The organism is Streptomyces vietnamensis, from assembly GCF_000830005.1.
GTDB classification, from domain to species: domain Bacteria; phylum Actinomycetota; class Actinomycetes; order Streptomycetales; family Streptomycetaceae; genus Streptomyces; species Streptomyces vietnamensis.
Window position 1 is genome coordinate 4,857,044 of the sequence record NZ_CP010407.1, and the last position, 11,921, is coordinate 4,868,964.

Sequence of the window (11,921 nt, forward strand, 5' to 3'; positions counted from 1 at the left end):
ACCCCCGTATGTGCAAGGGAGTTCCGTCATGTCTTCTTCCCGCGTCACCGTTCTCGGTCTCGGGCCCATGGGGCGTGCGCTGGCCGGCGCGTTCCTGGACGCCGGAGTGCGGACCACCGTGTGGAACCGCACCCCGGGCCGGGAGGGCGACCTCGCCGCGCGGGGCGCGGTCCTGGCCGCGAGCGCCGAGGAGGCGGTCGCCGCGAGCCCGCTCACGGTGATCTGCCTGGTCAACTACGACGCCACGGACTCCGTCCTGCGGCAGCCGGCCGTCACGGACGCGCTCAAGGGCCGGACCCTGGTCAATCTGAGCGCCGACGTCCCGGAGCGGTCCCGGGACACCGGCCGCTGGGCGGCGGAGCACGGCGTCGGCTACCTGGACGGCGCCATCATGACCCCGACGCCGACGATCGGGACGCCCGCCGGGGTGTTCCTGCACAGCGGCCCGGAGCCGCTGTACCGCGAGCACCGGCGGGTCCTCGACGCCCTGGGCGGCACGCACAGCCACCTCGGCGAGGACATCGGCCGGGCCGCCGCGTACGACATCGCGCTGCTCGACGTCTTCTGGACGTCGATGACGGGGTACGTGCACGCCCTCGCGGTGGCGCGCGCGGAGGGGATCTCGGCGCGGGAGCTCGCGCCGTTCGCCCAGGGCATCGGGGCGATCCTGCCGCCGCTGTTCCAGGAGTGGGCGGAGGACGTGGACGGCGGCTCGTACTCGGGCGAGGGCAATCCGCTCACCTCGGCCGTGTCGACGATGACCCACGTGGTGCACGCCGCCGAGGCGCACGGCATCGACGCGAGCGTCATGCGCGCGGCGGAGGCGCTGGCGCGGCGGGCGGTGGACCGGGGGCACGGCGCGGACGGCTTCACGCGGGTGACGCAGGTGATGGAGCGCGGCTGACCGGCAAGGAAGAGGTCCGGTTGCTGCCGGGTTCCGGCATGGCAGGACCCGGTGCGGCGGGACGACGATGGGCCCACGTTCAGGAGATGTGGGGGCCGTCATGATGGCTTGGTTCATGGGAGCGACCGTGCCGTTCGGCGTGGCGGCGATCGCGATGGGCGTGGCCGCGTTCCGTACGGGCTGGATGATCCCTCCGGCGCGCCGGAGCGTCCGGCGGCCCCGGGTCTACGGGGTCGGCGCCACGCTGGTGGGCACGGGCCTCCTCGTCTCGGTGGCCACCTATTTCCTCCTGTCCCGGGACCGGTCCGATGACGTGGTGAGCCACCCCTGGCTCGCCTTCACCGGCAACGCCGTGGAGCTCGTCGGCATCGCCTTCGTCCTGGCGAGCCGCCTGCACCCGCGGCACGGGCGGGCCCCGCACCCCGCGGCCTAGGAAGGCCGGAGCACCCGTGGGCAAAAGGCGTGTGCGGAAGATGATGCGGCGGATGGAGAGCGGGGAGCCGCTGGAGCTCACCTCCTCAACGGGGTCGTGTCAGAGAGCGGTGCTCGGCGTCGTCGGCTGGGCCACCGCCTCCCTGGGGTTCGGCTTCGAGCTCGGCGACGACGCGGCCGCCGCCCTCACCGTCGCCGGCGTCTCCTGGGCTTCGGGCACGGCCCTCGTGCCCGTCCTGTTCGCCGTCAGCCGGCGCCTCGCCGCCAAGTACACCGCCCGCCTCGAGGCCGCCGGGTACACACCGGTGCCCGACCGGAACGGCCGGCCGCGGTATCTGCCGCCGGGCGGGCGGCTTCCGGGGCACGGCAATCCGTTCGCCGGCTGAGGACCCGAGGCCCCAGTACCTCTAGTGCCGGAAGAAGATCCGGTCGCCGTACTCGGTCATCACGCGCCCGTTCCACTCGTGCCCGCCGTCGACGTTGCCGGAGCGCAGCAGCGGCGGCTCGATGCCGAGGCGTACGAGCTCCTCGGCGGCGGCGGCCATCGTGGCCTGCATGAGGGCGCTGGTGACGACGGTGGAGGCGGGGGCGAAGGGCGCCTCGATGCCCTCGTGGGTGAGCTCGGCGTCCCCGATGGCGATCTTCGAGTCGAGGACGATGTCGCAGTGGTCCTTGAGGTACGTGCCCGAGACGTGCCGTGACTTCGTCTCCGTGGCGTACGCCACGGAGGTGACGCCGATGACGGTGAGGCCGAGCGCGCGGGCGTTCATGGCCATCTCGACGGGCAGGGCGTTGCGCCCGGAGAGGGAGATGATGATCAGGACGTCGCCGGCCTTGGCGGGGGACGAGTCGAGGACCGCTCCGGCGAGGCCGTCGACGCGTTCCAGGGCGGAGCCGAGGGTGGCCGGCATGACGTCGACGCCGACGACGCCGGGGACGGCGAGCAGGTTCATCAGGGCGAGGCCGCCGGCCCGGTAGACGACGTCCTGCGCGGCGAGGGAGGAGTGTCCGGCGCCGAAGGCGAAGAGCCGGTTGCCGTTCGCGACGGCCTCGGCGATGGCCTTCCCGGCGGCGGCGATCTCGGCGGAGTCCCCGTCGCGGACCTCCTTGAGGAGCCCGATCGCGGCGTCGAAGAACTGTCCGGCCAGCTTGCTCTCGCCCATGACGGCGGCTCCTTCTCGTCCTCGTGGTCGCCGATCACGGTGCGGTCTGGACCATTGCTCTGTCAATACCGCCGTACCCCGGCGCGGCCCGGTTGTCGGTCCGATGCGTCAGAATTGGGGCAGGGCCAGCGCACGACTCATCGAGGGGCACGTATGTCCGGACTGATCGACACAACGGAGATGTATCTCCGCACCATCCTCGAGCTCGAGGAAGAGGGTGTGGTCCCCATGCGCGCCCGTATCGCCGAGCGGCTCGACCAGAGCGGTCCGACGGTGAGCCAGACGGTGGCCCGGATGGAGCGCGACGGCCTGGTGGCCGTGGCGAGCGACCGCCACCTGGAGCTGACGGACGAGGGCCGCCGCCTCGCCACCCGGGTGATGCGCAAGCACCGCCTCGCCGAGTGCCTGCTCGTCGACGTGATCGGCCTGGAGTGGGAGCAGGTCCACGCCGAGGCGTGCCGCTGGGAGCACGTGATGAGCGAGGCCGTGGAACGGCGGGTCCTGGAGCTGCTGCGTCACCCGACGGAGTCTCCGTACGGGAACCCGATCCCGGGCCTGGAGGAGCTGGGCGAGAAGGCGGAGACCGAGGCCTTCCTCGACGACTCGATGGTGTCGCTCGCCGACCTGGACGCGAGCGGCGGCAAGACGGTGATCGTGCGCCGGATCGGCGAGCCGATCCAGACGGACGCCCAGCTGATGTACACGCTGCGGAGGGCGGGCGTGCAGCCCGGCTCGGTGGTGTCGGTGTCGGAGTCGCCGGGCGGTGTCCTGGTGGGCAGCAGCGGCGAGGCCGCGGAGCTGGACGCGGAGATCGCGGCGCACGTGTTCGTGGCGAAGCGCTGACCTCTTCCCGTACGTGACGAGGGGCGCCCCGCCGACGGCTGAGAAGCCCGGCGGGGCGCCCCTCGTTCCGTGTCCGGTCGGCGCCGACCGGCGTCGGTCGTGTCGGCCGTACGGAACGGGGCCACGAACCCGTGTCGGTTCGGCCCCGGCGGACCGGCGAACCGTCGTGCGCCCCGTTTTACGCCGGAATCGCCACGCCCGCGCCCTTGCCGTGCCACGCTGGTGGGAGCCGGGCGTGGAGGGGGTGGGCCATGGGGGCTACGGACGACAGAAGGTCGCGGACCGCGGACGACAGAGGGCCCCGGCGCCTTCCGGCGCCGGGGCCTGTCCTCCCCTGTGCTGACCTGGAGCCCCGAGCTCTCAAGGTCATTCCCTTCGGACCGTTTTTCCCCGAGCGGTCCGCCTCCCGCTCAAGATCTCCCCTCGGCAGCGCGCGTCAATCCTTGAGCCCTGTCACTCGAACGAGGGGTGTTATGTGGCAGGAGCGCATTTTCGAATGCGAGTTCGATAGTCTGGCGAGGTTCGACGGAAAAGAGGGGGTGCCGGATCCATGGCGCGACGACTCGACGTCACCGGGGCCGATGGCGTCCGGCTGGCGGCCTGGGAGTACACGGCCGGGCCCGGAGGGCCCGGGATCATCCCGCAGCCCGGTCCGGACACCGCCGCGCACCACGGCGACCGGTCCGTCCCCCGCCCCGCACGGGCCCCACAGTCCCCACGACCCCCGGTGCCGTCCGGCACGTCTGGGACATCGGGCGTGCCGGGGACACAGGCCCCCGCCCCCGGCGTGTTACTCCTCCACGGCCTGATGGGGCACGCGGGCCACTGGGCCCCCGCCGTGCGCCACCTCACCGGCGGCCACCGGATCGTCGCCCTCGACCAGCGCGGCCACGGCGCGAGCGAGAAGCCCGCCGCCGGCCCCTTCACGCGCGAGGCGTACGTGGCGGACGCCGCCGCCGTCGTCGAGCAGCTCGGCCTCGGCCCCGTCACCCTCGTCGGCCACTCCATGGGAGCCCTGACCGCCTGGCAGCTGGCCGCCGAGCGCCCCGACCTCGTCCGCGCCCTCGTCATCTGCGACATGCGCGCCTCGGCCCTCGGCGCGGCCTCGCAGCGCGCCTGGCAGGACTGGTTCCGCGGCTGGCCGGCGCCCTTCCCGTCCCTGGAGGCCGTCCACCGCTGGTTCGGCGACGAGGACCCCTGGGTGGAGACCCCGAACCCGGCGCGGGGCGCCTTCATGGCCGAGGTGATGGCCGAGCACCCCGACGGCTGGCGTCCGGTCTTCGACCCGGAGCAGATGCTGACCTCCCGCGAGACCTGGGTGCACGACGCCCACTGGGACTCCCTCGCCCAGGTCCGCTGCCCCACCCTCGTCGTCCGCGGCCTCGACGGCGAGCTGGGCCGCGCGGAGGCCCAGGAGATGGTCCGGGTACTGCCCCACGGGGCGTACGCGGAGATCCCGGACGCGGGCCACCTCCTCCACTACACCCACCCGGAGGCCTGGAGCGAGGCGGTCGAGCCCTTCCTGAACGGCGTGCTCACCCCCTGAGGGCACTCCTGACGGCACTCCTGACGGCACTCCTGACGGCACCCCTCGAACACCCCGCGGAGAGGGGCCTTCCGGAAACGGGGCCCCTCCGGCGAGGCGGGGGACCCGGCGCGGTACGGTCCCTCTCACGGCGCGTCGAGCAGCACGTCTCCGCGCCGGTTGGAGGGAACTCGATGCGCATTTCCATGCTGCGGCGCGTGGCCACGGTGGCCACGACGCTGGGGCTCACCTCGCTCGGCCTCCTGGGCGCGGGCGTGACGCCGGCGCAGGCCGCTCTCAGCGACTGCCCGTCCGGCTACTTCTGTGCCTGGAAGACGGACAACGGCACCGGCTCCATGTACAAGACGAACGTGAACACGGCGACGCTCGGGACGTGGGACAACACGTTCCGCTCGGTCATGAACCGCACCAGCAAGATCGCCTGCCTGTACGACGGCGCCAACTACGACGACACCAACGGCGCGGGCGTGATCGACCCCAGCCCCTCGGGCAGCGAGTGGGGCGGTCCCGGCAGCAACTCGGTCAGCTCGCTGAAGTTCGTTCCGACCGAGCGCGAGTGCGTCCTGCCCGCGTACCCGGAGTGGAACGCGTCCACCGCCCCCAAGGCGGCGGGCTTCGGTGACCTGAACGCCGACAAGAAGTCGGACGTCCTCGTCCGCGACCAGGCCGGGCGCCTGTGGTTCCTGCCCGGCGACGGCTCCGGCAAGCTCGTCGGCGCCGGCGGCTGGAACGTCATGAACGCCCTCACCCGCCACGGCGACTTCACCGCCGACGGCCGCGAGGACGTCATCGCCCGCGAGGGCTCCACCGGCAAGCTGTGGCTCTACCCGGGCACGGGCACGGGCGCGGTCGGCGCCCGCAAGCTCATCGGCTCGGGCGGCTGGAACGCCATGGACAAGCTCACCGCCTTCGGCGACCTGTCCGCCGACGGCCGCTCGGACCTCCTCGCCATCGAGAAGTCCACCGGCAAGCTGTGGCTGTACCCGGGCACCTCGACGGGCACCCTCGGCGCCCGCAAGCTGCTCGGTGCGGGCGGCTGGAACGCCATGAACAAGCTGGTCGGCACGGGCGACCTGAACGGCGACAACCGGGCCGACCTGGTCGCCCGCGAGGGCTCCACGGGCAAGCTCTGGTTCTACCCGGGCACCGCCACGGGCACCCTCGGCTCGCGCGTCCTGATCGGCTCGGGCGGCTGGAACGTCATGGCGCAGTTCCTCGCGGTCGGCGACTTCAACGCCGACGGCCGCAACGACCTGGCCACCATCACCAACAGCAGCTACTCCGGCGAGGGTTGCAGCGGCGTGGGCTGCCTGGTCCTGTACTCGGGCAAGGGTACGGGCGCGTTCAACGCGGGCTCCCCGGAGGACGCCAACTGGTGGGGCCTGAACGGCGCGTTCTGATCCACCGAGCAGTGAAACGAGGGCCTCCACCCCGACGGGTGGGGGCCCTCGCGTCGTCCGCTCCCGAATCGACAGGGGTGGTGAGCAGCGAGACGATGGAAGGGCTCAAGGCCGATCCGGCAGGGCGTCAGGAACCACACGGGCAAGCATGAGTAACGGACTTCATGCCCGGGGCCTGTCGGCTTCGATGCCGCCGAGCCGCCGAGCCGCCGAGCCGCCGAGCCGCCGACCCGCCGACCCGGTCGGCCCCCGTGGACATCCCCCCGTATGAACTCTCCTACCTGATGGCCGATTTGGGTTGCCGACCAGGGCGCTCGTGAGGATCCTCCGTGCTGGGTCGAGGTGGGTCTGGTGCAGGGGGGATCCGTATGGCCAGACGCAAGGTCACCGTCGTCGAGCTCAGCAAGCAGTACAACGCCCCGCAGGCCCCGCAGGCCGCACTCCAGGAGCTGGTCGACCTGGTCCTCGCACTGCGCGAGCGGGTCCCGGAGGGCGACCGCACTGGTCGGCGAGGTCGGCGCGCCGGTCGCACAGGCCGTGACGCGGGTGATCCGGCTCTTCGGGATGTGAGGCGTCAGCTCGACGGGGCGCCCGGCTTCCAGTCCTGGGCGAGGAGGCCGGGCAACGCCTCGTCGAGGAACTCGCGGACGTCGGCGATGCCCGTCTCCCACCAGGCGTCCGTGGCGGGGAGAAGACGGAGTTCGCGTCGGGGGCGACCGTCGCGCAGTGCGGGCAGAAGGGAACGGCGATCAGCGGCTCAGGCGCCAGACCTGGTCCTCGCCCGTCTCCGCCGGGGCGGTGGGCTCGTGGGGGCGGCGGAGGTGGGCGGTGAAGCCGAGGCGGGCGGGGACGGCGCCGCTGGCGTGGTTGGCGACGTCGTGGACGACCTCGACGGCCGTGACCCCGGGGAGGCGGAACGCCTGCTCGACCAGGGCACGGGCCGCGCGCGTCGCGAGGCCCCGGCCGGTGGTGGCCGGGTGCAGCCAGTAGCCGAGCTCGAGCGCGTCGGCCGGGGTGTCGCCGTGCCGGTGCAGCCCGCAGGAACCGACGACGGCCCCGTCGAGGACGATCGCGTACGAGTACGCCTCGCCGCTCGCCCACAGTTCCGCCCGGCCGGCCAGGAACTGGGCGGTGCTCTCGCGGCTGTGCTCGGCGACCCACGGCATCCACGGGCGGAGGTGTTCCACCGACTCGTCGACGACCCGGAAGAACTCGGGAAGGTCCGCCTCGCCCTCGAAGGCGCGCAGCGTCAGTCCGCCGTCGAGCTCGATGCGGGTCTCAGGTGAAAGGTCCATGGAGGGAGGATCTTCCGCACCGGTCGCCGCGGGCAAGGGATTTCGGCGGGCGCGGACGTAGGCTCGAAGCCGGTCGGTGACCGGACGGGCAGTCATCAACGGGGGACGCCATGGGAATCGACGAGGACCTCGTACGCGCGCTGCTCCGCGACCAGCACCCGGACCTGGCCGAGCTGCCGATCCGGCCGGTCCCGGGCGGCTGGGACAACCAACTGTGGCGGCTCGGCGACGAGTTGGCCGTACGGATGCCCCGTACCGAGCGGGCCCCGGACCTGCTCCGCAAGGAGTACCGCTGGCTGCCCGCCCTGGCGCCGCTGCTCCCGCTGCCCGTGCCCGTTCCCGTACGCACCGGGGAGCCGTCCGACCGCTTCCCCCGGACCTGGACGGTCGCCCGCTGGGTCCCGGGCGAGCCGAGCGACGCCGTCCCCGTCACGCGCGGCGACCACGCGGCCGAGGCCCTGGCCGGCTTCCTGCGGGCCCTCCACCGCGAGGCGCCCGGGGACGCCCCTACCAACCCCGACCGGGGCGTGCCCCTCGCGGACTTCGCGGCCGGGTTCGAGGCGGGGTTCCCACTGCTCGCCGAACACGCCGACCCCGGGGCCGTACGAAGCATGTGGGAGGACGCCCTCGCGGCCCCCGTCCGGCAGGGCCCGCCGCTGTGGCTGCACGGGGACCTGCACCCGGCGAACGTCGTCGTCGCGGACGGCACCCTCGCCGGAGTGGTGGACTTCGGCGAGGTCTGCGCGGGCGACCCGGCCACCGACCTCTCGGCCGCGTGGCTGCTGCTGCCGGAGGGTGCGGCCGACCGGTTCTTCCGGACGTACGCGCGCGTGGACGACGCCACCGTCCGCCGCGCCCGGGGCTGGGCCCTGCTCCGCGCGGCCGGTCTCATCGGCATCGGCCGCGCGGGCGATCGCGGCCTCCCGGGCGGCAAGCCGACCTGGGGCCCGGCCGGCCGCGCCGCCCTCGCGCGCGTGCTGGCGAACCAGAGGGTCACCCCTTGCTGACCGCCGCCAGGATCTCCGGCAGGCGCTTCGCCGCGCGCGGCGCCGCCAGCTTGAGGCCCGCGAGGATCAGCAGCGCGCCGTAGAGCAGACCGGCCGGGAGCAGGAGCCACAGCAGCGACTGCTGGTCGGATACGTGCAGGTAGACCGTCGCGGCGATCAGCGGGGAGCACAGGACGCCGGACGTGACCATGCCGCCGAAGATCGAGATCCAGGCCAGGCCGGCCTGCCCCGGCGCGACGTTCTTGTAGCCGCTGTCCTGGGGGATCGAGTACGGGAAGTTCGCCGAGGTCACGGCGCCCGTGCCGACCATCGCGCCGAGCAGGCCGAGCGCCAGGCCGAGGGCCTCGGGGAACTTCGCCCAGTCGCCGAGGACACCGGCCGTCACGCCCGTCACGAGCACCGTGAACGGCAGCGTGATCGTCAGCAGCGCCAGGGCCCGCGACCGGAGTTCGGCGTACGCGTCGGCCGCCGTCGAGATGGTCTGCGCGACCATCCAGAACGCCGAGGTGTCCTGCCCGAACTGGTTGTACATCAGCATGCCGAGCATGCCGGAGGAGAAGCACGCGAAGTAGACCGAGCCCGCGCCCTGGAAGGCGTTGAACAGGGGGACGATCAGGCCGATGGCCAGCGAGGTCACCCACGCGGCCTTCGTCTTCGGGTCGCGCCAGATGTACCGCAGGCTGCGTTCCATCACCGTGCCCGTGCGTCCGCCCGGCAGGAACCGGGCGAGCAGCCCCGAGTCGGCCTTGTCGCGGGCGCCCGCGTCCGAGGCCGCGCCGATCGTGGAGCCGTCCGGCTCGACCATCAGCCGCACCAGGCTCCGCTGCCACCAGTACACGAGCGCCGCGAGGGCGGCCGCCGTGAGCAGCAGCCGGGCCGCCGCCACCGCGTGGTCGCCCCGGCTCGCGGAGTCGACCGCGCCGATCGCGGCGGCCGGCGGCAGCCAGCCGACGACGGTCGAGGCCGGTTCGAGGGACTCCAGGCCGCCGGCCCGGCCGAGGCGCTGGGCGGCGAAGTTCACGAACTGCATGCCGACCGCGATGACCAGGCCGCTCAGCAGTGCCAGGTCCCGGCCCTTGCGGGAGGTGAGGAGCCGGACGTTGGCGGCGGCCACGGCCCGGGACAGCGCCACGCAGGTCACGGTGGTGAGCGGGACGGCGAGGACGGCGGCGACGGTGCCGGCCGCGCCGTGCGCGACGGCCACGGACGCGCCCGAGGTCAGGACGAGGGTGAGGACGGGGCCGATGCCCACGAGGGAGGCCACGAGCAGTGCCCGGACCAGTGGCCGGGGCCGCAGCGGCAGCATCACGAGCCGCGAGGGGTCGAGGGTCTCGTCGCCGCTCGGGAGGAACAGCGGCATCACCGCCCAGCCCAGCGAGAGCGCCCCCGTGAGGAGGACCGCGACCGTGCCGGCGTCGGCGTGGCCGCGCAGGAGGGCGAAGGCCAGCACTATGCCGGCGACGACGACGGCGCCGGTGACGGCCGACAGGACGTACGCGACGGTCCGCCCGCCGGACTGCCGCAGCCCGTTCCGCAGCAGCGACAGCTTGAGCCGTACGAAGACGGACGTGAGGGACGGTCCGGGAGCGGAAGCCTGTACGGGAGTGGTGACGGCGCTCATCGCTGAGCCCCGTTCGTACCGGAGCCGCCCGCACCCGTACCGCCCGCGCCGCCGCCCAGCCAGTCCAGCGAGTCCCCGGCCGCCGCGCGGCCGTTCGCGCCGACGAGCTCCAGGAACGCCTCCTGGAGCGAGGGAGCCGAGCCCCGCACCTCGGCCAGCGGGCCCTGCGCCCGGATCCGGCCGGCCGCCATGACGGCGACCCAGTCGCAGAGCGACTCGACGAGCTCCATGACGTGGCTGGAGAAGACGACGGTCGCACCGGAGGAGGTGTACCGCTCCAGGACGCCGCGGATGGTCTGCGCGGAGACCGGGTCGACGCCCTCGAAGGGCTCGTCGAGGAAGAGGACCTCGGGGTTGTGGAGGAGCGCGGCGGCGAGCCCGATCTTCTTCCGCATGCCGGTCGAGTAGTCGACGACCAGCTTGTTCTGCGAGCCGGTCAGGTCGAGCACGTCGAGGAGCTGCGCGGCCCGCTTGTCGACCTCGGCGCCGGGCAGTCCGCGGAGCCGGCCGCTGTAGGCGAGGAGTTCGCGGCCCGAGAGGCGCTCGAAGAGCCGCAGGCCCTCCGGCAGGATGCCGATGCGGGCCTTGACCTGGGCGACGGACTCCGGGTCGGCCCACACGTCGTGCCCGGCGACGAGGATCCGCCCCTGGTCGGGCCGCAGCAGGCCGGTGATCATGGAGAGGGTGGTGGTCTTGCCGGCCCCGTTGGGCCCCACGAGCCCGATGAACTTCCCCGCGGGCAGGACGAGATCGATCCCGTTCACCGCGATCTGCTGGCCGAAACGCTTCCACAGCCCCTCGACGCGCACGGCGGGCACCGCACCGCCCCCCGGTGCGGCGCCGTCCTTGTCGAACGCTCCGTCAAATGCCTGGTCAGGCATGGTCGGTCAACCCTTCAATGGTCCCCGTCATACTTACGGGGACCACCCTACGACCGGGCCCTGCCGGACCTCCGGGTCACTGCGCCCGGCTCCTCGCCTCCGCCGCTTCTCGGCCGCACGCGTACGCGAGGGCGCTGATCAGTTCCTCCGCGTCCGGCAGCCAGCGGTTCGCCGGGGTGGGGCGCCGTGCCCACTGCACCGCGCCGAAGCCGCCGATCCGGGTGGGCGGGGCCGCCACGTAGTGGCCCTCGCCGCGCGTGACGAGGTCGATGGAGGCCGGGGCCCAGCCGAGCTTGCGGACGAGGTCGGGCACCTTGGTGGCGGCGCCGGGCAGCACGAAGAAGTACATGCGGCGGTCCGGGGTGCAGGTCACGGGGCCGAGCGTCAGCTCCATGCGCTCCATGCGGGCGAGCGCCAGGAAACCGGCCGACTCGGACACCTCGATCGCGTCGAAGGTGCGGCCGGTCGGCAGCAGGATCGACGCCTTCGGCGTCTTCGACCACATCCGCCGCGCCCCGACCCCGCTCCCGGTCGCCTGGGTCGACCAGTCGGGCCTGACCGCGTGGGCGCCGGGCACGGCGCACGCGTCCGCGCCGCAGGAGCAGCGCTCCCTGCCCTCGACGGCTTCCAGCCAGGTCCCGGGAAACACGTCCCAGTGCCGCTCTTCCGCATACCGCACGGCGCTGTCGAGCAGCTGCTCGCCCCGCTGCTTGGGGATCTGTGCGGCTTCCGTGACTCCCATGGTCTCTTCCACGGTGAGCACAACTTCCCCCGCCACCTGGGGTTACGGGCTCGGCGGAGGGTGTGTTGACGCATCGATCCTGCACGC

At 73.2% G+C, this 11,921-nt stretch carries 12 protein-coding genes; 7 read left to right on the forward strand and 5 right to left on the reverse strand.

Annotated features, from left to right (window positions below; all coding sequences use genetic code 11):
- Positions 1–28: 28 nt before the first annotated feature.
- The 3 genes from SVTN_RS21845 to SVTN_RS21855 all read left to right on the forward strand — a co-directional run bounded on the left by SVTN_RS21845 (position 29) and on the right by SVTN_RS21855 (position 1,722).
- Positions 29–904 carry an NAD(P)-dependent oxidoreductase gene (locus SVTN_RS21845; protein ID WP_041130618.1) on the forward strand — a complete coding sequence of 292 codons (876 nt, stop codon included), beginning with the start codon at positions 29–31 and terminating at the stop codon, positions 902–904.
- A gap of 115 nt (positions 905–1,019) precedes the next feature.
- Positions 1,020–1,337, forward strand: a complete 318-nt coding sequence (locus tag SVTN_RS21850) for a hypothetical protein (RefSeq protein WP_041130619.1) — start codon at positions 1,020–1,022, stop codon at positions 1,335–1,337.
- A 52-nt stretch (positions 1,338–1,389) separates the two neighbouring features.
- The gene (locus SVTN_RS21855; protein ID WP_159026492.1) at positions 1,390–1,722 is read left to right on the forward strand and encodes a hypothetical protein; all 333 of its coding nucleotides are present in this window, start codon (positions 1,390–1,392) and stop codon (positions 1,720–1,722) included.
- Between the two features lie 21 nt (positions 1,723–1,743).
- Here the strand turns inward: SVTN_RS21855 and SVTN_RS21860 are convergent, their stop codons facing one another.
- Positions 1,744–2,499, reverse strand: coding sequence for an SIS domain-containing protein (locus tag SVTN_RS21860; RefSeq protein WP_041130621.1), 756 nt, complete (start codon positions 2,497–2,499; stop codon positions 1,744–1,746).
- A gap of 153 nt (positions 2,500–2,652) precedes the next feature.
- Between SVTN_RS21860 and SVTN_RS21865 the strand changes: the two genes are divergently transcribed.
- From SVTN_RS21865 to SVTN_RS21875, 3 genes are all read left to right on the forward strand, one after another.
- Positions 2,653–3,342: an iron-dependent transcriptional repressor DtxR gene (locus SVTN_RS21865; protein ID WP_041130622.1), complete on the forward strand. Its 690-nt coding sequence runs from the start codon at positions 2,653–2,655 to the stop codon at positions 3,340–3,342.
- Between the two features lie 550 nt (positions 3,343–3,892).
- Entirely contained in the window at positions 3,893–4,888 is a 996-nt protein-coding gene (locus SVTN_RS21870; RefSeq protein WP_078908446.1) for an alpha/beta fold hydrolase, read from the forward strand.
- Between the two features lie 173 nt (positions 4,889–5,061).
- Entirely contained in the window at positions 5,062–6,288 is a 1,227-nt protein-coding gene (locus SVTN_RS21875; protein WP_041130623.1) for an FG-GAP-like repeat-containing protein, read from the forward strand.
- Positions 6,289–7,037: 749 nt separating this feature from the next.
- Here SVTN_RS21875 and SVTN_RS21880 read toward each other — a convergent pair.
- Complete coding sequence (locus tag SVTN_RS21880; RefSeq protein ID WP_041130624.1) at positions 7,038–7,583, reverse strand: GNAT family N-acetyltransferase; 546 nt, start codon at positions 7,581–7,583, stop codon at positions 7,038–7,040.
- Between the two features lie 110 nt (positions 7,584–7,693).
- On the opposite strand from SVTN_RS21880, the gene SVTN_RS21885 reads away from it, so the two are divergent.
- Positions 7,694–8,590 carry an aminoglycoside phosphotransferase family protein gene (locus SVTN_RS21885; RefSeq protein WP_041130625.1) on the forward strand — a complete coding sequence of 299 codons (897 nt, stop codon included), beginning with the start codon at positions 7,694–7,696 and terminating at the stop codon, positions 8,588–8,590.
- Here SVTN_RS21885 and SVTN_RS21890 read toward each other — a convergent pair.
- From SVTN_RS21890 to SVTN_RS21900, 3 genes are all read right to left on the reverse strand, one after another.
- A complete protein-coding gene (locus SVTN_RS21890) occupies positions 8,577–10,211 on the reverse strand; it encodes a hypothetical protein (protein ID WP_041130626.1) in 1,635 nt (544 codons plus the stop codon). The two genes, SVTN_RS21885 and SVTN_RS21890, sit on opposite strands and share 14 nt — an antisense overlap.
- Positions 10,208–11,092: an ABC transporter ATP-binding protein gene (locus SVTN_RS21895; RefSeq protein WP_041130627.1), complete on the reverse strand. Its 885-nt coding sequence runs from the start codon at positions 11,090–11,092 to the stop codon at positions 10,208–10,210. Before SVTN_RS21895 ends, SVTN_RS21890 begins: the two co-directional genes overlap by 4 nt.
- Before the next feature lie 76 nt (positions 11,093–11,168).
- Entirely contained in the window at positions 11,169–11,855 is a 687-nt protein-coding gene (locus SVTN_RS21900; RefSeq protein ID WP_041130628.1) for a bifunctional DNA primase/polymerase, read from the reverse strand.
- Positions 11,856–11,921 lie beyond the last annotated feature (66 nt).

Bases quoted from the DNA above. Each gene is read 5' to 3' on its own strand.
- SVTN_RS21895 (WP_041130627.1), bottom strand. From the start codon at position 11,092: ATGCCTGACCAGGCATTTGACGGAGCGTTCGACAAGGACGGCGCCGCA.
- SVTN_RS21865 (WP_041130622.1), top strand. From the start codon at position 2,653: ATGTCCGGACTGATCGACACAACGGAGATGTATCTCCGCACCATCCTC.
- SVTN_RS21855 (WP_159026492.1), top strand. From the start codon at position 1,390: ATGGAGAGCGGGGAGCCGCTGGAGCTCACCTCCTCAACGGGGTCGTGT.
- SVTN_RS21845 (WP_041130618.1), top strand. From the start codon at position 29: ATGTCTTCTTCCCGCGTCACCGTTCTCGGTCTCGGGCCCATGGGGCGT.
- SVTN_RS21880 (WP_041130624.1), bottom strand. From the start codon at position 7,583: ATGGACCTTTCACCTGAGACCCGCATCGAGCTCGACGGCGGACTGACG.
- SVTN_RS21885 (WP_041130625.1), top strand. From the start codon at position 7,694: ATGGGAATCGACGAGGACCTCGTACGCGCGCTGCTCCGCGACCAGCAC.
- SVTN_RS21860 (WP_041130621.1), bottom strand. From the start codon at position 2,499: ATGGGCGAGAGCAAGCTGGCCGGACAGTTCTTCGACGCCGCGATCGGG.
- SVTN_RS21875 (WP_041130623.1), top strand. From the start codon at position 5,062: ATGCGCATTTCCATGCTGCGGCGCGTGGCCACGGTGGCCACGACGCTG.
- SVTN_RS21870 (WP_078908446.1), top strand. From the start codon at position 3,893: ATGGCGCGACGACTCGACGTCACCGGGGCCGATGGCGTCCGGCTGGCG.
- SVTN_RS21890 (WP_041130626.1), bottom strand. From the start codon at position 10,211: ATGAGCGCCGTCACCACTCCCGTACAGGCTTCCGCTCCCGGACCGTCC.
- SVTN_RS21850 (WP_041130619.1), top strand. From the start codon at position 1,020: ATGGGAGCGACCGTGCCGTTCGGCGTGGCGGCGATCGCGATGGGCGTG.